Genomic DNA, 23,396 nt, shown 5'->3' with positions numbered 1-23,396 from the left:
AGCAAGGTCGACCTGATCGCGTTCCGCTGTGAACCCCCTACTTCTCTTTTCCGGCCTCCGTGGCCGCCTTGCCTCTCGTTCGGCCCCAGCGTGGCGAACGACCGGAGGGCCGGCGCGTGAGCGGCTTTGACGCTCGCGCCTTTGAACCGTATTAAGCGATTTGAGTTAGGAAATACATGACGACGATTCTTCTGAAGGAAAACGAGCCGTTCGAAGTGGCGATTCGCCGCTTCCGCCGTGCAATCGAAAAGAACGGCCTGATCGCCGAGCTGCGTGAGCGTCAAGCTTACGAAAAGCCGACGGCAGTTCGCAAGCGCAAGAAGGCAGCTGCTGTTAAGCGCCTGCACAAGCGCCTGCGCAGCCAGATGCTGCCGAAGAAGCTCCACTAAGCTTTTTCGCTTTTCGGTGTTCCGCCAGACGGCGGCGCATGCTTCGCAAGAAGCTGCGCCGCCGTTTGCGTTTGTGCGTATTTGCGCTTAGAAACTCCGCGCCGATGCGCAGCGCGTGTTGCGCGTGCCGGCCGATTTCAGGCAGCGTTCTTCAGCTGCGCGGGCGACAAGCCGAACTGCGCGGCAATCGAACAAAGGCGTTCGCGCCATTCCCACACGCCAAACACGTCGTGCACGTTCTGCAGGCAACTCAGCAGAGTGATCGTGGCGGGGTCGTATATGTTGATATGGGCGCGCAGCAGCGCCTTCTTCAGCGCGGCGACGCCCACATCCATATAGAGCGGCACGTCGTTCGTCTCACGGCCGAGGTAGCGCACGGGTATGCCTTCCATGGCGCTCATATAGTCGCGTGGCCGGATGAAGCTGCCGACCGGGCAACCGCCATAGCTGTGCGCGCTGCCGGAGCCGCCGCCACAGCCACCGCCCCGGTAGGCGCCGCCTCCGCGTGGGAGAAGTGCCGCGCGCCCCTGGCCAAAGAGATGGGCCACCGCGCGGTCGAAGATTTCCTGATGACTCAGGAAGTGGACGTTTTTCATTTCAACCCCCTGTTGCCCAGCTGCCGGGCACAGGTTAATTCCCTTCTAATGCGGCGCCGCCGGCCTTCCAGCCGACATCACTCACTGTTCCCCTGACGCGTCTGCATTCACTTCCCGTTATAACGGCACGCCAGCGGAAAACCGTGGGGTGGCGCACCGTAGCGATCAAAAATTGGGTTGGCCAGTGCCGGGCGCAATTGCACCGGCGTGCCACAAAGCCATGCGGGACGAGGGCTTGCAAGGCGCGTCCTGCCTCGCTCGGGAGTTACCCGAGTCGCGCAAGTGTCACTGCGCTCAGGCGCGGCGCTTCTTTTTGCCAAGCGCAGCGCAGGCCTTGCGGCACATGCAGTCGCGCTCATGGTCGTTGACCATGCCGACAGCCTGCATGAACGCGTAGCAGATCGTCGTACCAACGAATTTGCAGCCGTATTTTTTGAGCGCCTTGCTAAGGGCGTCCGAGACTTCGGTAGACGCTGGTGCGTCGCGATACGAGGCAAGGTCGTTCTGGATGGGCGTGTCGTTCACGAACGACCAGACAAACTTCGCGAGCGAGCCGTGCTCCGTCTGGATTTGCTGCACGGCGCGGGCGTTGGCGATGGCGGCCTCGATCTTGGCCCGGTTGCGCACGATCGAGGCGTCCTGCATGAGCGTTTCGACGTGTTTGGGCGTAAAGCGCGCAACCTTCTCGATGTCGAAGTCGGCGAAGGCGCGGCGATAGCCTTCGCGCTTGTTGAGTATCGTGGACCACGAGAGCCCTGCCTGCGCGCCTTCGAGCACGATCATTTCGAACAGATGCTGGTCGTCCCGCGACGGCACGCCCCACTCCTCGTCGTGGTATTGCACATACTGCGGCGACGCGCCGGCCGATACCCAGTTGCAGCGGTGTGTCACGGTAAGTTCTCCTTGCGAGACATCGTTCGAGCCACGCAAGCATAGCGGATCGGTGCAGCGCCGCCACCCTGGCCGGATGGCCGATTGTGCGAACCCGGGGAAGCCGTTAGTCTCTGCGGCACGACAAGAATTTTGGCTTTCGAACCGGACTCACAGGCGCGCGAGGCGCGGCGGACACCATGCAGAAATACACCTGGTTGATTGGCGTGGACGGCGGCGGCACGGGCACGCGCATCGCGCTTGGCGACGCGAACGGCGTCGAACTCGCGCGCGCGGCTGCGGGGCCGTCGGGGCTCGGGCTCGGTATCGCGCGGGCCTGGCAATCGATCGAGGAGGGCTGCCGCGCGGCGTTTGCGCACGCGGGGCTTGCGTTCGACTGGTCGCAATGCGTGCTTGGCTGCGGGCTCGCGGGCGTGAACAACCCCGACTGGCTGGCGCCGTTTCTCGCTGCCGCCCCTCCCGTGGCCGGACTCGCGGTGGAAAGCGACGCCTACACGACACTGCTGGGCGCGCACGGCGGCGCGCCGGGCGTGGTGGTCGCCCTCGGCACGGGCAGCATCGCAGCGGTGCTCGGTGAGGACGGTCAGTGCCGCATTGCGGGCGGTTTCGGCTTTCCCTCGGGCGACGAAGCGAGTGGCGCGTGGTTCGGCCTGCGCGCGATCGTCTGGGCGCAGCAGGCGCTCGATGCACGCGTGCCCATGGACGACTTCGCACGGGCCCTCCTCGCACACGCGCGGGCCACCGATCGCGACAGTCTCATCGTATGGCAGTGCGCGGCCAACCAGACGGCTTACGCCAGCCTCGCACCGGTCGTCCTCGCGCATCGCGAACATCCGTTCGTCGCTAAGCTGCTCGCCGAAGCCGGCGTGGAAATCGCGAAACTCATCACCGCGCTCGATCCTTCGGGCGAACTGCCGGCGGCGCTCTCGGGCGGCCTTGGGCAACCGCTGCGCGAGTGGGTGCCGCAAGCGGTGCGCGATCGCCTGCGCGCGCCGCTCGCCGATTCCACGTCCGGCGCGCTTCGCCTCGCGCAGATGGAGGCCCAGCGGCTGGCGCGCGCTGCTGCGGACAATTGAGCGGCAAGTGAGAAAGGGCGCGAACGTAGGTCAAGGGCATAGCCGTGCCGCAGATGCTACGATTCAACGTTTCCCGCTAGCTGTCTGATCACCATGTACAAGGTCATTGCAACCGATCTCGACGGAACGCTGCTCAATAGCGACCATCAGGTCGATCCGTTCACGGTTGCCACGCTGGGCGCGCTCGATGCGCAGGGGCTGCCGTTCGTAATCGCGACCGGCCGCCACTATTGCGACGTGGCCGGTATTCGCGACGTGCTCGGCATCCGGCCATATCTCATCACCGCGAACGGCGCGCGCGTGCACGCACCCGACGACACGCTGATCCACGCGAGCAATCTGAGCGCGCCCATGGTCGAGCGTCTGGTCGCCGCCGACACCGTGGGCGAGCACGGCCGCGTGATCGTGAGCATCTATACCGACGACGCCTGGCTCATCGACCGCGACGCGCCCGAACTGCTCGCGTATCACCAGGACTCGGGCTTCGAGTACCGCGTGGCGGATCTGCGCGATTACGCGGGCGCAGGCATCGCCAAGGCGCTCTATATCGGCGATCCGGCAGATCTCGCGCACGTCGCGCAGAATCTCGCGCGCGAGTTCGGCGACGCGCTCTACGTCACCTATTCCCTGCCCGATTGTCTCGAAGTGATGGTGGCCGGCGTTTCGAAGGGCCGCGCGCTGCGCGTCGTACTCGACCGGCTCGGCGTGGACGCCGCGGGTTGCGTCGCGTTCGGCGACAACATGAACGATATCGACCTGCTCGAAACGGCGGGTCATCCGTTCATGATGAACAACGCCAATCCCGATCTCATCAAGCGGCTGCCTCGGGTGCCGCGCATCGGCAACAACTTCGAAGCCGGTGTCGCGCATCATCTTCGCAAGCTGTTCGCGCTCAACGACGAACTCGCGTCGTAATTCACGCGGGCGCGGTCGCTAGCGCCGCCACCACCTCGATTCCATTCGAACGGTAACCGCGGGACGATTACTGCGCGGCGGGCAGTTGCGCGCACGGGCAGTCGTCCGCGCGACCGTCGAGCCCTTCGCGCTCGTGCGAGAAACGCGCGCGCGCGGCGCCGCCGCTCCAGTCGATACGCACCACGTAAATGCTGTCGAAGTCCGCGCTCTCCCAGCGCGGTACGTCGTTCGCGCTGCCGCCGTGCGCGGTGACGACGCGGCGTACGAGCGTCTCGATTTCCCGATGCTCCCATGCAACGAGCACGGTGCGGCCGCGCCACTGCGGATCGACGAGTGCGCTTTGCAGCGCGTCGATCTTCGAATAGCCATACGGCGTCTGGACCGGCATGCCGAACTGGATCGCGGTCGGCTCGATCGTCGCGAGCGGGCGCACGTAGTTGTAGGCGTGGCCGTTGTCCTCCTTTTGCTCGCCGGGGTCGGGCGCGTAGATCGCATCGGGCTTGCCGTACTTGGCCGCGATCACGGCCGGCAGCGCAAGCGCTCGGTTCAGCCCCTTGCAGTTAAGCTGGCCGAATCCCTCTGGCGGCTTTTCACCGTGCCTCACGAAGATGAGCGTTTCGACGTTGCGCGCGGCTGGCGCGCTGCTCGCATTCGTCTGCGCTGTCTCGCCGGCGTTAGCGGCTCCGTTGGCGTGTGGCAGCGGCGCGCAGGCGCATAGCAGTGCGCTCAGCGCGGCGGCGAGCGTCGAGGCGATCCGGCCTGGCCGGGGGCGTGAGCGCTTCATGCTGGGCGTGATGCTCCAGGTCGCAAGACAATGGGAAGGTCGCCCGATTCTAGCAGCGCAGCCGTCACGGGCCCGGCCAGCAGCGCACCCGGAGCGCCCCGCGCTCAGCAAGACAAACGGGCGCCGAAGCGCCCGTTTGCAACTGCACGGAGAACGTGTCGCAATGCGGCGCGGCTCGGGCCGCGCGGACGTGTCAGCGCGCGTCAGAGGCCGTCAAGCCGTCTCGCGCGCGCCGACCGCCGCCACCGCTTCGCCCCGCCCCGCCACCGCCGGGTACACGATGCCTGCGATCACTGCGCCGACGATCGGCGCGACCCAGAACAGCCACAGCTGCGAGATCGCCTCGCCGCCCACGAACAGCGCGGGGCCGGTCGAGCGTGCCGGATTCACCGAGGTATTGGTGACGGGAATCGAGATCAGATGAATCAGCGTGAGGCACAGGCCGATGGCGATCGGCGCGAAGCCTGCGGGTGCGCGCTTGTCGGTTGCGCCGAGAATGACGAACAGGAGGACCGCGGTCATGACCGCTTCGCACACGAACGCGGCGCCCATGGCGTAGTGTCCCGGCGACTGCTCGCCGTAACCGTTGGTCGCGAAGCCGCTCGCGACGAGGTCGAAGCCGGGCTTGCCCGTTGCGATGAGCGCAAGCACGAAAGCGCCGATCACCGCGCCCACCACCTGCGCGGCGATATAGGGCACGAGGTCGCGCGCCGGGAAGCGGCCCGCCACGGTCAGGCCCACGCTCACGGCGGGATTCAGATGGCAGCCGGAAATGTGGCCGATGGCGTAGGCCATGGTGAGCACGGTCAGGCCAAAGGCGAGCGACACGCCCACGAACCCGATCCCGAGTCCGTGAACCGGCCCGGCGAAGTTGGCCGCGAGCACCGCGCTGCCGCAGCCGCCCAGAACGAGCCAGAAAGTGCCGATCAGTTCGGCGATGAGCCGCCTGGATAAGTGCATTGCGTGACACCTCGAAAAGTCGATTTTTGAAGGGGCCGCGTAAAGCACCGGCACCGGGAAATGCCAGATTCTAGGCAGTCGCCCTTTTCGATGCTGTCAAGGATTGTCAATTTCGACGTAATTGATCGAATTATTACGATCGATGTGTACGCAATTGCGCTGGAGCCGGTCGATCGTTAAATTGAAGAATAGCGTAAAAAGGCAGTATTAATAGCGATTGCTAATTCCGTTATTTACGTCTAATCTCCGATCGAGCCGGTTTCAAGAGCAGGTTTCAAGAGCAATGAAGGGGGAATAGAAATGTCGCAATATACAGAGATCAAGGCGCAGATCGCAAAACTCCAGGCTCAGGCCGAAGAGGCGCGGCGCACGGAGATCGCGGACGTCATCGCCACGATCCGGGAAAAGATCGCCGAATACGGCCTTTCCGCCCAGGACCTGGGCTTTGCCGAGGCCGCGCGCCGCGGGCGTCCGCCGAAAAAGGCGCCGCTGCCCGCGCGCTATCAGGACCCCAAGTCCGGCGCGACCTGGAGCGGCCGCGGCAAGCCGCCCAAGTGGATCGCGGGCAAGAACCGCGAACGCTACCTGATCGCCTGACGCATGCCGCCGGGGAACAGCCCGGCCGTCATAGCGGCGTAGCCGAAAATGCAAAAAGAGCCGCATGTTTCATGCGGCTCTTTTTTGTGAGTCTTCTGTAATCAACGCGTAATGGCGCTATTCAGCGACTCGCAAACGATTCACGTCGCGCATTCGTCTGGATTTATCGCGAAATCTGGAATGCTTCGCACTCAACCGGCGGCGACGCGACGCAGTACCGGACGCTGTGCGGCTTCGATCAGCGCTGTATAAGTGTCGACATAATTGCCGGCCATGATGTGCGACGTAAAGCGGTGTTCGAACTGGTTGCGAATCGCCACGCGCGAAAGCGAATCGATACTCTGGAGCGCGGCCACGGCGCCTTGCACGTCCTCGACGACATAGCCCGTCACGCCCGGGTCGATCACTTCCGGCACCGAACCGCGATTGAAGGCGATCACCGGCGTGCCGCAGGCCATCGCCTCGATCATCACTAGGCCGAACGGCTCGGACCAGTCGATCGGGAACAGCAGCGCTTTCGCACCCGAAAGGAACGCGGGCTTCTGCTCTTCGTTGATCTCGCCGACGAACTCCACGTGGGCCTGCGAAAGCAGCGGCTCGATCTCGGTCTTGAAGTAGTCCTGGTCGACCTTGTCGACCTTGGCGGCGATCTTCAGCGGCAGGCCGGAGAGCGCGGCGATCTTGATCGCCGTGTCCACACGCTTCTCCGGGCAGATCCGGCCGAGGAACGCCAGGTACTCGGGCTTGCGGTCAGCTTGCGGCGTGAGCAGGTTCTTTGGCAGTCCGTGATAGATCGTGTTCTGCCACGCGGCCTGCGGCAACGGCTGGCGCTGCGAGTCCGAAATCGAGATGACCGGTGCGTTCGGGAACTGCTCGAATACCGGTTGCAGCTCCGGCAGGTCGAGGCGGCCGTGGAGCGTCGTCACGAACGGCGTGTCCATGGTCGTGAAAAGCGGGAACGGCAGATAGTCGAGGTGGAAGTGCAGCACGTCGAATTCGTGCGCGACGCGGCGCACGCGCTCGAGCAGCACCATGTGCGGCGCCAGCGCGTCGCGGATCGTGGGGTCCAGACGCAGTGCGCGCGGCCAGGCGGCTTCGAGGTTTGCCGAGGTGACCGAATCGCCGCTGGCGAACAGCGTCACGTCGTGGCCGAGGTCGACCAGCGCTTCGGTCAGGTAGGACACGACGCGCTCGGTGCCGCCATAAAGCTTGGGCGGAACGGCTTCATAAAGTGGCGCAATTTGTGCGATTCGCATTGTTCGATCTCCTGGCAAAAAAGCCGCGTGTGCAACGAACTCTGTGATGCGGCACTGCGGCGGTACAACGGTATCGGGTTATCCCTGAGACCGATTATGGCCATTTCGCGGCCCGACACACGCGGTTTTGCAAACGCTTAAAGTTGTTACAGCGGGATACAGCAGGTGTAAGAGGCCATTGCAAAGCGTGACGCGGCTTGGGCGCGCATTGCGCAAGCCGCGTGCCCGCTGCGCCGGAACAAGGGTCAAAAGGCAGGGCGCGACTGACACGCGCGCAGCGAATAGCACGCACGCGTGACGCATCCATGAAAAAGCCTATAATCAACCGATAAATCCGCGGCCTATGCGCACGACATGACGCGCCCCGCCTCCCGCCGCTGCTCCCGCCTCTTTGTCAGAAAAATTCCTACACGTTTGCGAAACTTTTTCTCGCAACGCGTCGCGGCATCCGTCCGATTTCCATTTGTTCCCGCCCCAGCCACAATGGACCCACGACCATAAACAGGCCGTTCGGATGCACTTGAGTCGTATCTGGGCGAGCAAACGTTTTCCGCGGGCGGTCTGACCAGCCGCCGCGATTTGATTCGGGGGAATCCATGAGCGCGACGACGCACAGCGACATGCTCAATGAGATCAAGGAAGTGAACCTGTCGTATCTGTTGCTCGCGCAACGTCTTTTGCGCGAGGACAAGCCGACGGGCATGTTCCGTATGGGCATCTCCGAGCAGTCTGCCGAGGTGCTCGCTAATCTCACTTTCGCGCAGACCGTACGCCTTGCCGCATCGAACCAGCTGCTTTGCCGCTTCCGGTTCGACGACCACGCCATCCTGAGCGCGCTTGCCGACAAGGGCAAAACCGCGCTGACGCACTCGGCGATCATCATGGCGGGCCAGGACGTCGAACAGATCGGCTGAACCGCTTCGCCCAGCGCCGCAGCGCGCTGCGGCGCATTGCACCCTTGCTGCCCGCGAACGGCGGCAGGGGCCAGGCGCATTCCATTGCGGCTTCCAACGGGTGTCTATGGCGACAAAGAGTGTGGTGCAGGAGGTAAAAGAGATCGCGCTCGCAATCGAGCTGATCGAACTGGGCGCGCGTTTGCAACTGCTCGAAGCGGAGACCTCGCTCTCGCGCGACCGGCTCATCCGGCTTTACAAGGAAGTGAAGGGCGAGTCGCCGCCCAAGGGCATGCTGCCGTTTTCGACCGACTGGTTCATGACCTGGCAGCCCAACGTCCATTCCTCGCTGTTCTACAACACGTTCATGTTCATGAGCCGCCACGCGCGCTGCGAGCCGATCCACGCGATCGTGAAGAGCTACCGGCTCTATCTCGAGCACCTGCGGCTGCATGACGAAACGCCCGCGCTGAGCCTCACGCGCGCCTGGACGCTCGTGCGCTATTTCACCTCGGGCCTCCTGCAGATGACGCCATGCAGCCGTTGCGGCGGCCGCTACGTCGCTCACGCGCACGACCCGCAGCGTGGCTTCGTCTGCGGGCTGTGCCAGCCGCCCTCGCGGGCGGGGCGCACACGGCGCAACGCGCTTGCGTCGCAGATCGCCGCTTGAGGCAGATCAACGCCGCTTGTCCCTGATCGATGCGGTTTGCCGCACTCCATGCAGGCCGGGACTCCGGATAAACCCGGCCCGTCCCGGCGCAGAGGCCCCTGCGGCTTCGCCGGAAGGCGCGTGCCGCAAGCACGCCGCATCGTCACACGCAGTCATAGACACGAATTGCAATCCCTTCCCGCGCGGCTTTGCGAACCGGCCCCAGATTCATCCGGCATGTCGACGTCGAGCAGACGGCAGACGCCCGGCCGGCTTGCGATCCGCGCCCATTCAAACCCAAAGTTTTTCGCGCCGTTGCCGTAAACCCAGCTAAGGGCGCGGGCCGACGGCGGTTCGCGGCGCATTTCTAGTGAGGACCCGGCAGTGCTGATTATCGTTGGAACCCTCTTGACGATCCTTTGCGTCTTCGGCGGCTACGCACTCGAGGGCGGCCATCTCGCCGCACTCATGCAGCCGATGGAACTGCTCATGATCGGTGGTGCTGGCGTCGGCGCGTTCATCCTCGGCAACGGCATCAAGACCATCAAGGCCACCTTGCGCGTGCTTCCCACGCTGTTCAAGGGCGCCAAATACAACAAGGACGTGTACATGGAGCTGCTCGCGCTGCTCTATGTCCTGCTCGCGAAGGCGCGAAAGGAAGGCACGCTCACGCTCGAAGCGGATATCGACGATCCGCAGAAGAGCCCGATCTTCACGCAGTATCCGAAGATCCTGGCCGACCACCACATCGTCGAATTCCTCACCGACTACCTGCGTCTCATGGTGGGCGGCAACATGAACGCCTTCGAGATCGAAAGCCTCATGGACGAGGAAATCGAAACGCACCACGCCGAAGGCGAGGCGCCTGCCCACGCGCTCGCGAAGGTGGGCGACGCGATGCCGGCGTTCGGTATCGTCGCGGCGGTGATGGGCGTGGTTCATACCATGGCGTCCGCCGACAAGCCGCCCGCAGTGCTCGGCGAGATGATCGCCCAGGCGCTGGTCGGCACCTTCCTCGGCATTCTGCTTTCGTACGGCCTGATCGGCCCGCTCTCGAGCCTCGCGGAGCAGCGCGTGACCGAGTCGACCAAGATGTTCCAGTGCATCAAGGTCACGATCCTCGCGAGCCTGAACGGCTACGCGCCGGCGATTGCCGTGGAGTTCGGCCGCAAGGTGCTGTTCTCGACCGAGCGTCCGTCGTTCACGGAACTCGAAGAGCACGTGCGCCGCGTGAAGGCGAAGTAAGGGACGGCCCATGAGCAACAACAAGGACCGCGCAATCGTCGTCAAGCGCGCCGCGCCGAAGAAGGCCGGCCATCATGGCGGCGCGTGGAAGCTCGCCTACGCGGACTTCATGACCGCGATGATGGCGTTCTTCCTGCTGATGTGGCTGCTTTCGTCGGCTTCGACGGTGCAGTTGAAGGGCATCGCCGACTACTTCAACCAGCCGATGAAGATCACGCTCTGGGGCGGCGACCGCAGCGCGGAAGACTCGAGCATTCTGAAGGGCGGCGGCCGTGACATCTCGTCGCAGGACCAGGGCGTCACGCGCCGCAGCGACGGCGCGACCGAGCGCTCGGAGCGCAACCAGTCGAAGCACAACGACGACGACGCCACGAAGCAGCTTGAAGGCTCGCTCGAACGCAAGGAGCAGGTGCGCCTGCACGACCTGCAAGTAAAGCTGATGGCGGCGATCGAGGCGAACCCGGTGCTGCGCCAGTTCAAGCAGCAGATCCGCATCGACTCCACGCTGCAGGGCCTGCGCATCGAGATCGTCGACTCGCAGAAGCGCCCGATGTTCGCCACCGCGCGCGACGTGGTCGAGCCGTACATGCGCGACATCCTGCAGGCGATCGGCAAGACGCTCAACGACGTGCCCAACCGCATCGTCGTGCAGGGCCACACCGACGCCGTGCCCTACGCCGGCGGCGACAAGGGCTATAGCAACTGGGAGCTTTCCGCCGACCGCGCGAACGCATCGCGCCGCGAGCTGATCGCGGGCGGCATGGACGAATCGAAGGTGTTGCGCGTGCTCGGTCTCGCTTCCACGCAGAACCTGAACAAGGCCGATCCGCTCGACCCGGAGAACCGCCGCATCAGCATCATCGTATTGAACAAGAAGTCCGAGGACGCGCTCATGCACGACGACTCGACCACTACCACGCTCTCCGACGACGCAGCGGGTTCGGGCAAGAGCCTGCCCGCGCTCACGCCGGACGCCGGCATGGGCCGGGCGGCGCCGGCGCCGGTCGCGATCGCGCCGAAGGTGGCGACCACGGTGGCGCCGGTGGGGCCGGCGGTCGCCCCGGCCGTCGCGCCGGCAGCGCAATGACAACGAGGAACGGATGATCAGGAACATTCTGGCGATCGACGATTCGGTGTCCATGCGGGAGATCCTGCAGGCGGCGCTCGGCTCGGCAGGCTACGAGGTGACGGTGGCGAGCGACGGCGAAGAAGGGCTCGAGCATGCGCTCGCCCAGCGCTTCGATCTCGTGCTTACCGACCTTTACATGCCGCGCATGGGCGGGCTCGACCTGATCAAGCAGTTGAGGGCGAATCCTTCGTACTTCGAAACGCCCATCCTCGTGTTGACCACGGAATCGGACGAAGGCTTCAAGGCAGCCGTACGCGACGCAGGCGCGACCGGCTGGATCGAAAAACCGGTGGACCCCGAGTTGCTCGTCGATCTGGCGAGCGCACTCGGCGAGGCCCACCCTTGAGGTGCCGCGCGGCGAGCGACCAGGCACCCCCCAGGCAATTAACGCGGTGAAAGAGCAATGACTCTCGACATCACTCAGTTCTATCAGACGTTTTTCGACGAGGCGGACGAGCTGCTCGCTCAGATGGAGCAGCTTCTCCTGAACCTGAACGTCGGTCGCCCGGATCCCGAGGATCTGGCGGCGATCTTCCGCGCGGCGCACTCGATCAAGGGTGGCGCGGCGACGTTCGGCTTCACGGCCTTGACCGAGACGACCCACATTCTCGAATCGCTGCTCGACCGCGCTCGCAACAACGAGCTCGTGCTGCGCAAGGACATGATCGACACGTTCCTCGAAACGAAGGACGTGCTTTCCGACCAGCTCGGCGCCTACCGCGCGAGCGCCGAGCCCGATGCGCAGGCAGCGGCCGCCGTGCGCACGAAGCTCGAGCGCCTCTACGCGGAAAGCCGCGGCGTACCCGCGCCTGAACCCGCACCGGCGCCGGCCCCCGCGCCCGCACCGGCTGCGCAGGCGAGCGCCGGCGATTCGGAAGAAGATCTCGAAGCCGCTTTCGAAATGCACAGCACGCTGGCCTCGGCAGGTTCGGGCGCGCCCGAGCACGTCGTGAGCGAGGCGATCGATGCGGCAGCGTCGGCGCCCGCAGCCGGCGCCGACGCTGCGGTGGAAGGTCCGCACCTGCGCGTCACGCTGCGTGCCGTCGACGCGAAGGACCAGGAGCTGCTCGTCGAAGAGCTCGGCAACCTCGGCCGCATTCTCGGCCAGGTGAAGACCGGCGACGACCTCACGCTGTGGCTCGAAACCGATGTGACCTCCGACGACATCATCGCGGTGTGCTGCTTCGTGATCGACGAGAAACAGATTTCGATCGGCCGTGGCGCCGCGCCGCAGGGCGACGCGCAACCGGCTGCGGCCGCACCCGCCGCCGCGCCCGCGGCAACACCGGCCGCGCCTCCCGCGGCACCGATGGCTGCGGCCCCTGCTGCGAGCGCCGTGATCCCGGCCCCGCCGCCCGCCGCGCATGCCGAACAAGACATGCCGCGCCCGCCCGCGAGCGCCCCGGCGCCCGCGCAAGCCGAAGGCGAGCGCAAGGCGCGACCGGCCGCCGCCGCCGCATCGGCGGAAGGCAGTTCGATTCGCGTGGGCGTCGAAAAGGTCGACCAGCTGATCAACCTCGTGGGCGAACTCGTCATCACGCAGGCCATGCTCGCGGAAACCACCAGCACGTTCGACCCGGCGCTGCACGACCGCCTCTACAACGGCATGGCGCAGCTCGAGCGCAACGCGCGCGATCTGCAGGAAGCGGTGATGTCGATCCGCATGATGCCGATGGATTACGTCTTCAGCCGCTTCCCGCGTCTCGTGCGCGATCTCGCGGCGAAGCTCGGAAAGGAAGTCGAGCTTGTCACCTTCGGTCAGGCGACCGAACTCGACAAGAGCCTGATCGAGCGCATCATCGACCCGCTCACCCACCTCGTGCGCAACTCGCTCGACCACGGCATCGAAACCGTGGAAGCGCGCCGCGCCGCGGGCAAGGACGCCACGGGCCAGCTCGTGCTGTCCGCCGCGCACCACGGCGGCAACATCGTGATCGAGGTGAGCGACGACGGCGCGGGCCTGCGCCGCGACAAGATTCTCGCCAAGGCGATCAAGCAGGGCATGCAGGTGAGCGACAGCATGTCCGACGACGAGGTCTGGAACCTCATCTTCCTGCCCGGCTTCTCGACCGCCGAGCAGGTGACGGACGTTTCGGGCCGCGGCGTGGGCATGGACGTGGTCAAGCGCAACATCCAGGCGATGGGCGGCCACGTGGAAATCACCTCGCACGCGGGCAAGGGCAGCACCACGCGCATCGTGCTGCCGCTCACACTGGCGATTCTCGACGGCATGTCGGTGAAGGTGGGCAGCGAGATCTTCATCCTGCCGCTGAACTTCGTGATGGAGTCGCTGCAGCCGCGCCACGAAGACATCTACACGGTCACCAACGGCGACCGCGTGGTGCGCGTGCGCGGCGAGTATCTCCCGCTCGTGGCGCTGCATCAGGCGTTCAACGTCGAAGGCGCGCGCACGGACCCGACGCAGGGCATCGTCACGATCATGGAAACCGAAGGTCGTCGCTTCGCCATGCTGATCGACGAACTGGTCGGCCAGCAACAGGTCGTGGTGAAGAACCTGGAAACGAACTACCGCAAGGTGCACGGCATTTCGGCGGCGACCATTCTCGGCGACGGCAGCGTCGCGCTGATCGTCGACGTGGCCGCGCTCAATCGCGAGACGCGCGCCACGCATGGCGTAAGCGCCAGCGCAAATTCGGGTGCGTTCGCCGAATTCGCGTAATCGCGATGAAGTCCGGACGCACTCAACCCATCATCTCCCAACCGTTCAGGGGCTAACGTGGCAGAAGTCCAATCGATTCAAGGCAACGGCGCACACGGCGCGATTGCCGGCGCGCAACGCCGCGACGCGCTGCAGGCCGACGCAGGCGGCCAGGAATTCCTCGTCTTCACCCTCGGCGCGGAAGAGTACGGCATCGACATCCTGAAGGTGCAGGAAATCCGCGGCTACGACAGCGTGACGCGCATCGCGAACGCGCCCGACTTCATCAAGGGCGTGATCAACCTGCGCGGCATCATCGTGCCGATCGTCGACATGCGCATCAAGTTCCATCTGGGCCGCGTCGAGTACGACCACCAGACGGTCGTCATCATCCTGAACGTCGCGCATCGCGTGGTCGGCATGGTGGTGGACGGCGTCTCGGACGTGCTCACGCTGCAGATGGAGCAGATCATGCCGGCGCCCGAATTCGGCGCGACGCTCACGACCGAGTACCTCACGGGCCTCGGCACTGTGGAAGGCCGCATGCTGATCCTGATGGACATCGAAAAACTGATGACGAGCCGCGAAATGGCTCTGATCGAGGCGCTGGTCTAACGCGCCGAGATTTAAACCGGGGGGCCGCGAGGCCAGCGTGAGAGAGAGCGGAAAGCCGCCGCCAAAGAGCGGCAAGCCGCCTTCGTTTTCGCGCGCGCTTCGTGCAGGGGCCCGGGCGTCGCCGTGCCTATGCCGGCCGCGCTTGACCGGACAGCCCGCCCCGATTCGTACAGGACAGGAGCAAACGAGATGCTGCAAAGATGGTCGATCCGCACGACGCTCACGGGCGTCGGGGTCATTCTGGTTGCGCTGACCGTGCTGGTCGGCACACTCGGGCTCGTCGCGCTCGGGCGTGCGAGCGATGCGTTCACCGAAATCGTGCGAGGCGATCTCGTGGCGATGCATGCGCTGAACGACGCGTCGTCGTATCTGCTGCGCACGCGTGTCGCGATCGACCGCGCCAGCGCGCTCACGGCAGCAGGCCAGGCCGACGATGCGAAGAAGGTGATCGATCGCGCCCAGGAATTGCTCGGCAAATCCAACGAAGCCTGGCAAGCGTTCCAGAACGCGCCGAAGGGCGGTCTCGACGCCGCCGCGCTCGACGCGCTCGCGGCAAAGCGCGCCACGCTCATGCAAGACGGCGTGCAGCCCGAATTCGCGGCCCTGCGCGCAAACGATCAACCGGCCTATCACGCCATCGCCGACACGAAGATCAGCCCGATGTTCGTCGATTACGACAACGTCGCCGGTCCGCTCGCGCAGGCCCTGGAACAAAGCGCGCAGGCTCGCGAGGCTGGCGCGCACGACAAGATCGCCGTCATGCGCATCGCGATTGGCGCGGCGATCGCCGTGGCGCTCGTGCTCGTCGTGGTGATCCGCTTCGCCATGCGCGGCCTCATCGTGCAGCCGCTCGAGGACGCAGTGACGTGCTTCGAGCGCATCGCCCACGGCGATCTCACGCAGCCGGTCACGGTCTACAGCGACAACGAGATCGGGCGTCTTTTCAGCGGCATCAAGCGCATGCAGGAAAGCCTCGTCACGCTCGTGAGCGCGGTGCATACGGGCGCAAGCTCGATCGACGTGGGCGCGCGCGAGATCGCCATGGGCAACACCGATCTCTCGCAGCGCACCGAGCAGCAGGCCGCTTCGCTGCAGGAAACGGCGTCGAGCATGGAGCAGCTCACCGGCACCGTGCGCCAGAACGCGGAGAACGCGCGTCAGGCGAGCCAGCTGGCCGTCAACGCCTCCGACATCGCGACGCGCGGCGGCGAGGTGGTGGGTGAAGTCGTGAACACGATGCAGGGCATCGCGGCGAGTTCGGCGAAGGTCGTGGACATCATCAGCGTGATCGAAGGCATCGCGTTCCAGACCAACATTCTTGCGCTCAACGCGGCCGTGGAAGCGGCGCGCGCGGGCGAGCAGGGCCGCGGCTTCGCCGTGGTGGCCGGCGAAGTGCGCAGCCTCGCGCAGCGCAGCGCCAGCGCGGCGAAGGAAATCAAGGAACTCATCAACGACTCGGCCGAGAAAGTGCAAAGCGGCTCGCAGCTCGTGGGCCGCGCAGGCGCGACGATGGAAGAAATCCTTCAGGCCGTGCGTCGCGTGACCGACATCATGGGTGAGATCAGCGCGGCGTCCGAGGAGCAGTCGGGCGGCATCGAGCAGGTCAACCGCGCCGTCACGCAGATGGACACCGTCACGCAGCAGAACGCGGCGCTGGTGGAGCAGGCGGCCGCTGCGGCCGCGTCGCTCGAAGAGCAGACGCGCCAACTGCAGAACGTGCTCGGCACGTGGACGACGGGCGGCACGTCGGCGCGCAGCGTGGGTGCAGGTCCGGCTCGCGTCACGCCGGCCGCGCCGGTTGCCGCGAAACGCGCGACGCCGTCTTCGGCTGCGGCGGGGGCGAAGCCCGCGGCGGCAACGTCGTCGTCGGCGTCGGTCGCAACGTCGGCGGCACCGGCGGACACCGCGAAGCCTGCGACAAAGCCCGCTGCGCAACCGGCAAACAAGGCGGTGGCAAAGCCTGCAGCGAAACCGGCCGCGCCTGCGCGCGGCGAGACGTACGTGAGCACGGCAGCATCCGCCTCGGACGATTCGGACTGGGAAACGTTCTGATCGAACGCGGCATGGAAGAGTAGTGAAGTACTGAACACGACGAGCAACTGCAATGCACATGAGCGCTACACAACGGCAAGACCTGCCGCGCCGGGCCCCACGGCCCACGCGTGCTGCGCAGGCCGCCCATGCGCCGCACGCATTGCAACCGGGCAGGCGCGGCGCGCAGCAGTCCTGCGCCGCGGTATCCCATGCAGTGGGCGGCGCGCAATGCGAAGGAGCATCAGCATGAAAGCGCTGCGAAATACACGCCAGGACGCCGGCGAGACGGGCGGTTCGGGCGTGGAGAGCAACCGCGATTTCGATTTCACCTCGGCGGACTTCGAGCGCATTCGCGCGCTCATTCACCGCCGCGCGGGCATCTCGCTCTCGGACCACAAGCGTGACATGGCATACAGCCGCCTTGCGCGGCGCCTGCGTACGCTCGGCCTCGACAGTTTTCGCGAGTACCTCGACCAGCTCGAAGCGCGCAACGACGCGACCGAGTGGGAAGCGTTCACGAACGCGCTCACCACGAACCTCACCGCGTTTTTCCGCGAGGCGCATCACTTCCCGATCCTCGCGGATTTCGTGAAGCGCAGGGCGGGGGTGGCAGGTGCGCAGCCGGTTTCGGTGTGGTGTTCGGCGGCTTCCACGGGCGAAGAACCGTACTCGATCGCGATGACGCTCGTCGAAGCGCTCGGCGACCGCGCCGCACGCGAGGCGCGCGTGCTCGCCACCGACCTCGACACCCAGGTGCTCGCCAAGGCCGACGCGGGCGTCTACTCGTTCGACCAGGTGAAGCATCTGTCGCCGGAGCGTCTGAAGCGCTTCTTCTTCAAGGGCACCGGCTCGCACTCGGGACTCGTGAAAGTGCGCCCGGAGCTGCGCGCGATGGTCAAGTTCGAGCAGCTCAATCTCACCGACGCGGACTACGGCTTGCGCACGACGTTCGACGCGATCTTCTGCCGCAACGTGATGATCTATTTCGACAAGCCGACCCAGGCACAGGTGCTCACGCGCTTCGAGCCGCTCATGAAGCCGGACGGCCTGCTGTTCGCGGGCCACTCGGAGAACTTCACCTACGTCACGCAGGCGTTCCGTCTGCGCGGCCAGACGGTGTACGAACTCACGCGCGGCGCCGCTGCCAGTGCCGCGCCGCGCCGCGCGAACGACGCGCTCGGAGTGCCCGCATGAGCGCCCGCCTTCCGATCGCGACGAACCGCTATTTCGACGCGCATTTCCAGCGCCCCGGCGTCAAGCTGCTGCCCAACGAGTTCTACACGACGGGCGAGGACATGGTGCTCGTCACCGTGCTCGGCTCGTGCGTGGCGGCCTGCATTCAGGACCGCACCGCCGGCATTGGCGGCATGAACCACTTCATGCTCCCCGACGACGGCGCGGACTCCGCCCACGCCCTCACCGGCGCCTCCGACGCCATGCGCTACGGCGCCTACGCGATGGAAGTGCTCATCAACGAGCTGATCAAGGCGGGTGGCCGCCGTGAGCGTTTCGAGGCCAAGGTGTTCGGCGGCGCGGCGGTGCTCGCGGGCATGACGACGATGAACATCGGCGACCGCAACGCCGTGTTCGTGCGCCGCTATCTCGCGACCGAGAACATCCGCATCGTGGCCGAGGACCTGCAAGGCTCGCATCCGCGCAAGGTGGCGTTCCTGCCGCGCACGGGCCAGGTGATGGTCAAAAAGCTGCGTCTCTCGCAGGACACGAGCGTGGCCGAGCGCGAACAGCAGCTCGCCGCGCAAACCGCCGAAGCGCGCGCCGAACGGCTCGCGCGGGCGCGGGCGCGCGTCGAGCTGTTCGGCGTCGGCGGCGCCGGGCGTGCCGGCCCGGGCGCCACGTCGCCGGCAGCAAACTCGGCAGCTCATGCGCCCCAGATTTCCCAATCCCAGCCGCAGGGCGCGCGCCCTCGCATCGAGCTGTTCGGCTCGAGCGTGTCGTCCGCGCTGCGCGCATCCGGTCAAGACAACGCCAGGACAGTAGAGGAGGCGTGAACGCTGTGCAAAAAATCAAGGTTCTCTGCGTCGACGATTCGGCGCTGATCCGCAGTTTGATGACGGAAATCATCAACAGTCAGCCCGATATGACGGTCGTCGCCACCGCGCCCGATCCGCTCGTCGCGCGCGAGCTGATCAAGCAACACAACCCCGACGTGCTCACGCTCGACGTGGAAATGCCGCGCATGGACGGCCTCGACTTCCTCGAGAAGTTGATGCGTCTGCGGCCCATGCCGGTCGTGATGGTGTCGTCGCTCACCGAGCGCGGCAACGAAATCACGCTGCGCGCGCTCGAACTGGGCGCCGTCGACTTCGTGACGAAGCCGAAGGTCGGCATTCGCGACGGCATGCTCGAATACTCGGAAAAGCTCGCCGACAAGGTGCGCGCCGCCGCGCGCGCCCGCGTGCGTGCGCACCATGCGCCCGCCGCCGCATCGGCGGGCGCGGCAGCGCACGCGCACGGCCACGCCGCTGCGCACCCCGCGGGCCCGGCGCCGATGATCAACAACCCGCTCGTCTCGACCGAAAAGCTCGTGATCGTCGGCGCGTCGACGGGCGGCACCGAGGCGATCCGCGAAGTGCTGCAACCGCTGCCGCCCGACGCGCCCGCGGTGCTGATCGCGCAGCACATGCCGCCCGGTTTCACGAAGTCGTTCGCACAGCGCCTGAACGGGCTGTGCCGCATCACCGTCAAGGAAGCGGAGCACGGCGAACGGGTGCTGCCCGGCCACGCCTACATCGCGCCGGGCCACGCACACCTCTTGCTCGCACGCAGTGGCGCGAACTACATCGCGCATCTGTCCGACGACCCGCCGGTCAACCGGCACCGTCCGTCGGTCGACGTGCTGTTTCGCTCGGCGGCGCTGCACGCGGGCAAGAACGCCATCGGCGTGATTCTCACGGGCATGGGCCGCGACGGCGCAGCCGGGCTGCTCGAAATGCGCCAGGCCGGTGCGTACACGCTCGCGCAGGACGAGGCGAGCTGCATCGTGTTCGGCATGCCGCGCGAAGCCATCGCCATGGGTGGCGCCGACGAGATCGCCTCGCTCTCCGACATGAGCCGGCGCGTGATGACCCGACTCGCCTCGATGGGCGACAGGGTTCAGCGCGTCTAAGAAATTGCCGATATAGAGAGATCATGCAGGCCGCAAACGCTTGCTCGATCGCTCGCGATTAATTTATCTGGATAGGCAGTGCGCTTCTCTGGATAATTGCCCGGGTTTTCGCCTGGAGGAATGGAACGTGATGGATAAGGGAATGAAGATTCTGGTGGTGGACGATTTTCCGACGATGCGCCGGATTGTCCGCAACCTGCTCAAGGAACTGGGCTACTCGAACGTCGACGAAGCCGAAGACGGTGCAGCGGGCCTCGCCCGTCTGCGCGGCGGCAACTACGAGTTCGTGATCTCGGACTGGAACATGCCGAACCTCGACGGTCTCGCCATGCTCAAGGAGATCCGCGCCGACGCCAACCTGACGCACCTGCCGGTGCTGATGGTGACGGCCGAGTCGAAGAAGGAGAACATCATCGCTGCGGCGCAGGCTGGCGCGAGCGGCTACGTGGTGAAGCCGTTCACGGCCGCCACGCTCGACGAGAAGCTCAACAAGATTCTCGAGAAGATGGCCAAGACGGGGAGCTGACGTGAACGAGCCCATCAGTGAGCAGTCCGGCGCTCATTCCGGTGAGTGGCCGGAAGCCGAGGGCATCGAGCCGCTCCCGCAGCCGCCCGAGTTCGACTTCGAGCCGTCCGCCGCGGGCGAAGCCGGCGAGCTGGCGACGGACCGCATCCTCGCGCGCATCGGACACCTGACGCGCAGCCTGCGCGACTCGATGCGCGAACTCGGCCTCGACAAGCATGTGGAGCGCGCCGCCGAGGCGGTGCCCGACGCGCGCGACCGGCTCCGCTATGTCGCGAACATGACCGAGCAGGCCGCCGAGCGTGTGCTGACCGCGATCGACATCGCCAAGCCGCTGCAGGAAACGCTCGAACGCGACGCGAAGGAACTGACGAGCCGCTGGGCGACCTGGTACGACGCGCCGATCGGCCGCGAGGAAGTGCGCCAGCTGATGGACGACACGCGCGCCTTCGTGGATGGCGTGCCGCAAGCCACCGCGGCGACCAACGAGCAACTCCTCGCGATCATGCTCGCTCAGGATTTCCAGGACCTGACGGGCCAGGTGATCAAGAAGATCATGGACGTGGTCTATCTGATCGAGCAGCAGTTGCTCACCGTGCTGGTCGAGAACATCGCGCCGGAGCGGCGCGAGCAGTTCGCGGCGACGGCGGCGGCGCTCGCGGAGACCCAGAGCAGCACGGGCAGCCCCGAAGGCCTGCTCAACGGCCCGCAGATCAATCCGGAAGGCAAGACCGACGTCGTGCAGGACCAGGCGCAGGTCGACGATCTGCTCGCAAGTCTCGGGTTCTGACCCCTAACGTGCAGCTAATCGTTCGGTTAGCTGCCGCATGTAGTCCAAGGCGGGCATACTAGTGCTCATGCCTTCGTGCCCTGCGGCGGCGAACGTCGCGGTGGGGCAACGAAGCATAGCCAGCCGTTGCCCGTCCTGCTGCGTCCCGCCGCGACCTTCCCGCGCGGCCCCGCCAGCGTATGGTGCAACGCGCCATCGCAAGAGGGAGGGGACGCCTTGTATCCATACACATCGTTCTGTGGCAAGGCGGCGCGCTCGTTTGCGCGCCGCGTCAAACGCGGCCGCGCACCCGGCGCGGCGCTTCTCGGTTCCCTGCTTGGTGTGCTGCTCGCGGCGCCGGCGGCTCACGCCGCGCTCGGCGGTGCGCCCATGCCCACGCCGGCGGGCGCGAACGTCAGCACCCTGAGCGCCGCTTCGGCGGCAGCCGCCGCCGGCAACGCCTCGGCCGTGGCGCGCGCAGCGGTGCAAGGCGCGGCGTCTGGCGCTTCCACGACTCCCGCCTATACCGTTCAGCAGACCACGCTCGCCAACGGCACCGTCGTGCGCGAGTACCTCTCGCAGGCCGGCACCGTATTCGGCGTGGCTTGGGACGGCCCGCAGATGCCCAATCTCGCCACGCTGCTGGGCAGCTATTTTCCCCAGTACACGGCCGGCGTGAAGGCGAGCCACGCCGCCGGTCACGTGCGCGGGCCGGGCGTGGTCGAAAACTCGAACGTCGTGGTGCATTCGGGCGGCCACATGGGCGCCTTCTCCGGGCAGGCATGGCTGCCGCAGGCGCTGCCTGCGGGCGTCAGCGCCTCCGATATCCAGTGACGAGCGGAGGCCGAACGTGCTGACTTCACGCTATTCGCGCAACGTGTGGCTGCGCCCTTTCCGGTTCCTTTCGGGCGCCGCGCTCGTTGCCCTGGTTTCGCTCGTCGCCGCCTGCGGGGGCGGGGGCGGCAGCAGCGGTAGCAGTAGCAGCAGCTCGAGCGGCAGCAGTGGCGGCAGCGGCTCCGCGGTTCCCAGTCCCACACAGCAGCCCACCGCGGCTACCGCCGCGAATACCGTGGGCGTCGTCGTGAATCGCGGACTGACCGGCACGCTGCCGAATATTCCGACTGTCACAGTGACGATTTGCGTGGCTGGTACGAACAACTGCCAGCCCATCAGTAACGTTCAGGTGGACACGGCGTCGTTCGGCCTGCGCCTGCTTGCATCGGCGATTCCGTCATCGCTTCTGAGCGTGTTACCTGGAGCGATGGCCAGCAACGGCGGCACGCTCGCCGAATGCACGGCCTTCGCCGACGGTTACACATGGGGCACGGTGCGTCCCGCCGACGTCAAGATCGGCGGGGAGACGGCGTCCAATATTCCGATCCAGATCATCGGCGACCTGAACTCGAACACGGTGCCGTCGGCGTGCGCGAGCTTCGGCAGCGCGCAGGACACGGTGCAGGACCTGGGCGCGAACGGCATTCTCGGTATCGGCGTTGCGCCTTATGACAACCTCGGCACTTATTACTCCTGCCCCGGCGACACGAACTGCGTCACGGCAACGGTCACGCAAACCCAGTTGGTGGCCAATCCGGTGCCCAGGTTCGGCACGGACGGCAACGGCGTGATCCTCGAGATGGCCCCCGTATCCGATAGCGGCGCGCCCAGTGCGACGGGCACGCTCGTATTCGGCATCGGTACGCAGTCGAACAACGCGATGACCGCCGCGCAAAGCTACAACACGGACTCGTGGGGCAGGCTCAGCTCCACCTTCAACGGGCGCACGCTCCAGACCTTCCTCGACTCGGGTTCGAACGCGATCTTCTTCGTCGACAGCGCCCTGCCGCAGTGTGGCGGCAATCTCGGCACGTTCTATTGCCCTACGTCCACCCAGTCCTTCAGCGCTGCACTCGCGTCCAATAACGGCGCAACGACGGGCACCGCGACCTTCAATGTCGCGAACGCGAACGCATTGCTCGGCAGCGGCGCTAACTATGCGGCCAACAACCTGGCAGGGCAGTTCGGGTCGGCCGCGGCGCTCGACCTGGGGTTGTCGTTCTTCTATGGCCGCTACGTGTACTACGGCATGGACATGAGCGCGTCCGGCGGCAAGGCGCCGTTCGTCGCGTTCTGAAATCGCGGGCGCTGAGGGTGCGTAGGCCGTGAAGTTGGCGGCCCGCGAGCGCGCGCGCATCGTGTGCCGGCGTTCGCCGATGATGCCGCCCCGGTTCCATCGGCCGAAATACCCTGATTTCCCCGTCCTACTCCGTCAATCGCCGCTTGGCTTGCGCG

24 protein-coding genes are annotated in these 23,396 nt (G+C 65.9%); 19 read left to right on the top strand and 5 right to left on the bottom strand.

The window, feature by feature from the left end:
• Nucleotides 1-176: 176 nt before the first annotated feature.
• Nucleotides 177-389, top strand: a complete 213-nt coding sequence (gene rpsU / locus AB4Y36_RS07120) for a 30S ribosomal protein S21 (RefSeq protein ID WP_004198205.1) — start codon at nt 177-179, stop codon at nt 387-389.
• 137 nt (nt 390-526) lie between these two features.
• Here rpsU and AB4Y36_RS07115 read toward each other — a convergent pair whose 3' ends face one another.
• Together AB4Y36_RS07115 and AB4Y36_RS07110 are read right to left on the bottom strand one after the other, a co-directional pair.
• A complete protein-coding gene (locus AB4Y36_RS07115; RefSeq protein WP_342949198.1) occupies nt 527-985 on the bottom strand; it encodes a hypothetical protein in 459 nt (152 codons plus the stop codon).
• Between the two features lie 294 nt (nt 986-1,279).
• A complete protein-coding gene (locus AB4Y36_RS07110) occupies nt 1,280-1,876 on the bottom strand; it encodes a DNA-3-methyladenine glycosylase I (RefSeq protein ID WP_069264392.1) in 597 nt (198 codons plus the stop codon).
• A gap of 179 nt (nt 1,877-2,055) precedes the next feature.
• Between AB4Y36_RS07110 and AB4Y36_RS07105 the strand changes: the two genes are divergently transcribed.
• Together AB4Y36_RS07105 and AB4Y36_RS07100 are read left to right on the top strand one after the other, a co-directional pair.
• Entirely contained in the window at nt 2,056-2,952 is an 897-nt protein-coding gene (locus AB4Y36_RS07105) for a BadF/BadG/BcrA/BcrD ATPase family protein (protein WP_368618538.1), read from the top strand.
• 93 nt (nt 2,953-3,045) lie between these two features.
• Nucleotides 3,046-3,867, top strand: a complete 822-nt coding sequence (locus AB4Y36_RS07100) for a Cof-type HAD-IIB family hydrolase (RefSeq protein ID WP_069264389.1) — start codon at nt 3,046-3,048, stop codon at nt 3,865-3,867.
• Between the two features lie 67 nt (nt 3,868-3,934).
• Here AB4Y36_RS07100 and AB4Y36_RS07095 read toward each other — a convergent pair whose 3' ends face one another.
• Both AB4Y36_RS07095 and aqpZ read right to left on the bottom strand, forming a co-directional pair.
• Nucleotides 3,935-4,651, bottom strand: a complete 717-nt coding sequence (locus AB4Y36_RS07095; RefSeq protein ID WP_342949200.1) for a histidine phosphatase family protein — start codon at nt 4,649-4,651, stop codon at nt 3,935-3,937.
• Between the two features lie 213 nt (nt 4,652-4,864).
• Nucleotides 4,865-5,611 (bottom strand): aquaporin Z, encoded by a 747-nt coding sequence (aqpZ, locus tag AB4Y36_RS07090; RefSeq protein ID WP_368682625.1) that lies wholly within the window; start codon nt 5,609-5,611, stop codon nt 4,865-4,867.
• A 300-nt stretch (nt 5,612-5,911) separates the two neighbouring features.
• On the opposite strand from aqpZ, the gene AB4Y36_RS07085 reads away from it, so the two are divergent.
• Complete coding sequence (locus AB4Y36_RS07085) at nt 5,912-6,208, top strand: H-NS family nucleoid-associated regulatory protein (protein ID WP_028203342.1); 297 nt, start codon at nt 5,912-5,914, stop codon at nt 6,206-6,208.
• A gap of 191 nt (nt 6,209-6,399) precedes the next feature.
• Here AB4Y36_RS07085 and AB4Y36_RS07080 read toward each other — a convergent pair whose 3' ends face one another.
• Nucleotides 6,400-7,464, bottom strand: coding sequence for a glycosyltransferase family 4 protein (locus AB4Y36_RS07080; protein WP_069264383.1), 1,065 nt, complete (start codon nt 7,462-7,464; stop codon nt 6,400-6,402).
• A gap of 596 nt (nt 7,465-8,060) precedes the next feature.
• Here AB4Y36_RS07080 and flhD point away from each other — a divergent pair.
• From flhD to AB4Y36_RS07005, 15 genes are all read left to right on the top strand, one after another.
• The gene (gene flhD, locus AB4Y36_RS07075) at nt 8,061-8,378 is read left to right on the top strand and encodes a flagellar transcriptional regulator FlhD (RefSeq protein ID WP_069264381.1); all 318 of its coding nucleotides are present in this window, start codon (nt 8,061-8,063) and stop codon (nt 8,376-8,378) included.
• 106 nt (nt 8,379-8,484) lie between these two features.
• Nucleotides 8,485-9,027: a flagellar transcriptional regulator FlhC gene (flhC, locus tag AB4Y36_RS07070; protein WP_069264379.1), complete on the top strand. Its 543-nt coding sequence runs from the start codon at nt 8,485-8,487 to the stop codon at nt 9,025-9,027.
• A 363-nt stretch (nt 9,028-9,390) separates the two neighbouring features.
• Nucleotides 9,391-10,251: a flagellar motor stator protein MotA gene (motA, locus tag AB4Y36_RS07065; RefSeq protein WP_042265911.1), complete on the top strand. Its 861-nt coding sequence runs from the start codon at nt 9,391-9,393 to the stop codon at nt 10,249-10,251.
• A gap of 10 nt (nt 10,252-10,261) precedes the next feature.
• On the top strand, nt 10,262-11,338 hold the full coding sequence (gene motB / locus AB4Y36_RS07060; protein WP_069264376.1) for a flagellar motor protein MotB: 1,077 nt from the start codon (nt 10,262-10,264) through the stop codon (nt 11,336-11,338).
• Nucleotides 11,339-11,351: 13 nt separating this feature from the next.
• Entirely contained in the window at nt 11,352-11,726 is a 375-nt protein-coding gene (locus AB4Y36_RS07055) for a response regulator (RefSeq protein ID WP_069264375.1), read from the top strand.
• A gap of 57 nt (nt 11,727-11,783) precedes the next feature.
• Nucleotides 11,784-14,060 (top strand): chemotaxis protein CheA, encoded by a 2,277-nt coding sequence (cheA, locus tag AB4Y36_RS07050; protein ID WP_069264374.1) that lies wholly within the window; start codon nt 11,784-11,786, stop codon nt 14,058-14,060.
• A gap of 57 nt (nt 14,061-14,117) precedes the next feature.
• Nucleotides 14,118-14,654 carry a chemotaxis protein CheW gene (gene cheW, locus AB4Y36_RS07045; protein WP_028203349.1) on the top strand — a complete coding sequence of 179 codons (537 nt, stop codon included), beginning with the start codon at nt 14,118-14,120 and terminating at the stop codon, nt 14,652-14,654.
• A 189-nt stretch (nt 14,655-14,843) separates the two neighbouring features.
• On the top strand, nt 14,844-16,706 hold the full coding sequence (locus AB4Y36_RS07040) for a methyl-accepting chemotaxis protein (protein ID WP_368606871.1): 1,863 nt from the start codon (nt 14,844-14,846) through the stop codon (nt 16,704-16,706).
• Nucleotides 16,707-16,934: 228 nt separating this feature from the next.
• Entirely contained in the window at nt 16,935-17,882 is a 948-nt protein-coding gene (locus tag AB4Y36_RS07035) for a CheR family methyltransferase (RefSeq protein ID WP_069264370.1), read from the top strand.
• Entirely contained in the window at nt 17,879-18,697 is an 819-nt protein-coding gene (gene cheD / locus AB4Y36_RS07030; RefSeq protein WP_368682624.1) for a chemoreceptor glutamine deamidase CheD, read from the top strand. The genes AB4Y36_RS07035 and cheD overlap by 4 nt, the downstream gene beginning before the upstream one ends.
• Complete coding sequence (locus AB4Y36_RS07025; protein WP_141710660.1) at nt 18,694-19,815, top strand: chemotaxis response regulator protein-glutamate methylesterase; 1,122 nt, start codon at nt 18,694-18,696, stop codon at nt 19,813-19,815. Before cheD ends, AB4Y36_RS07025 begins: the two co-directional genes overlap by 4 nt.
• Before the next feature lie 130 nt (nt 19,816-19,945).
• Nucleotides 19,946-20,341: a chemotaxis response regulator CheY gene (gene cheY, locus AB4Y36_RS07020; RefSeq protein ID WP_028203354.1), complete on the top strand. Its 396-nt coding sequence runs from the start codon at nt 19,946-19,948 to the stop codon at nt 20,339-20,341.
• Between the two features lie 130 nt (nt 20,342-20,471).
• Nucleotides 20,472-21,128, top strand: coding sequence for a protein phosphatase CheZ (cheZ, locus tag AB4Y36_RS07015; RefSeq protein ID WP_069264724.1), 657 nt, complete (start codon nt 20,472-20,474; stop codon nt 21,126-21,128).
• A 312-nt stretch (nt 21,129-21,440) separates the two neighbouring features.
• Nucleotides 21,441-21,941, top strand: a complete 501-nt coding sequence (locus tag AB4Y36_RS07010) for a DUF2844 domain-containing protein (protein ID WP_342949253.1) — start codon at nt 21,441-21,443, stop codon at nt 21,939-21,941.
• 19 nt (nt 21,942-21,960) lie between these two features.
• Nucleotides 21,961-23,238 carry a DUF3443 domain-containing protein gene (locus tag AB4Y36_RS07005; RefSeq protein WP_368682826.1) on the top strand — a complete coding sequence of 426 codons (1,278 nt, stop codon included), beginning with the start codon at nt 21,961-21,963 and terminating at the stop codon, nt 23,236-23,238.
• Nucleotides 23,239-23,396 lie beyond the last annotated feature (158 nt).

This window comes from Paraburkholderia sp. BR10936, assembly GCF_040965735.1.
GTDB classification, from domain to species: domain Bacteria; phylum Pseudomonadota; class Gammaproteobacteria; order Burkholderiales; family Burkholderiaceae; genus Paraburkholderia; species Paraburkholderia nodosa_A.
Note: the sequence above shows the minus strand (reverse complement) of the source record. Positions and strands in the feature narration are given on the sequence as shown.

Excerpts from the sequence above, each read along its gene's own strand:
- cheA (WP_069264374.1), top strand. The coding sequence starts at position 11,784 with ATGACTCTCGACATCACTCAGTTCTATCAGACGTTTTTCGACGAGGCG.
- AB4Y36_RS07080 (WP_069264383.1), bottom strand. The coding sequence starts at position 7,464 with ATGCGAATCGCACAAATTGCGCCACTTTATGAAGCCGTTCCGCCCAAG.
- AB4Y36_RS07095 (WP_342949200.1), bottom strand. The coding sequence starts at position 4,651 with ATGAAGCGCTCACGCCCCCGGCCAGGCCGGATCGCCTCGACGCTCGCC.
- motB (WP_069264376.1), top strand. The coding sequence starts at position 10,262 with ATGAGCAACAACAAGGACCGCGCAATCGTCGTCAAGCGCGCCGCGCCG.
- AB4Y36_RS07105 (WP_368618538.1), top strand. The coding sequence starts at position 2,056 with ATGCAGAAATACACCTGGTTGATTGGCGTGGACGGCGGCGGCACGGGC.
- aqpZ (WP_368682625.1), bottom strand. The coding sequence starts at position 5,611 with ATGCACTTATCCAGGCGGCTCATCGCCGAACTGATCGGCACTTTCTGG.
- AB4Y36_RS07040 (WP_368606871.1), top strand. The coding sequence starts at position 14,844 with ATGCTGCAAAGATGGTCGATCCGCACGACGCTCACGGGCGTCGGGGTC.
- cheY (WP_028203354.1), top strand. The coding sequence starts at position 19,946 with ATGGATAAGGGAATGAAGATTCTGGTGGTGGACGATTTTCCGACGATG.
- rpsU (WP_004198205.1), top strand. The coding sequence starts at position 177 with ATGACGACGATTCTTCTGAAGGAAAACGAGCCGTTCGAAGTGGCGATT.
- AB4Y36_RS07055 (WP_069264375.1), top strand. The coding sequence starts at position 11,352 with ATGATCAGGAACATTCTGGCGATCGACGATTCGGTGTCCATGCGGGAG.
- AB4Y36_RS07100 (WP_069264389.1), top strand. The coding sequence starts at position 3,046 with ATGTACAAGGTCATTGCAACCGATCTCGACGGAACGCTGCTCAATAGC.
- flhC (WP_069264379.1), top strand. The coding sequence starts at position 8,485 with ATGGCGACAAAGAGTGTGGTGCAGGAGGTAAAAGAGATCGCGCTCGCA.
- AB4Y36_RS07115 (WP_342949198.1), bottom strand. The coding sequence starts at position 985 with ATGAAAAACGTCCACTTCCTGAGTCATCAGGAAATCTTCGACCGCGCG.
- flhD (WP_069264381.1), top strand. The coding sequence starts at position 8,061 with ATGAGCGCGACGACGCACAGCGACATGCTCAATGAGATCAAGGAAGTG.
- AB4Y36_RS07035 (WP_069264370.1), top strand. The coding sequence starts at position 16,935 with ATGAAAGCGCTGCGAAATACACGCCAGGACGCCGGCGAGACGGGCGGT.
- cheD (WP_368682624.1), top strand. The coding sequence starts at position 17,879 with ATGAGCGCCCGCCTTCCGATCGCGACGAACCGCTATTTCGACGCGCAT.
- AB4Y36_RS07085 (WP_028203342.1), top strand. The coding sequence starts at position 5,912 with ATGTCGCAATATACAGAGATCAAGGCGCAGATCGCAAAACTCCAGGCT.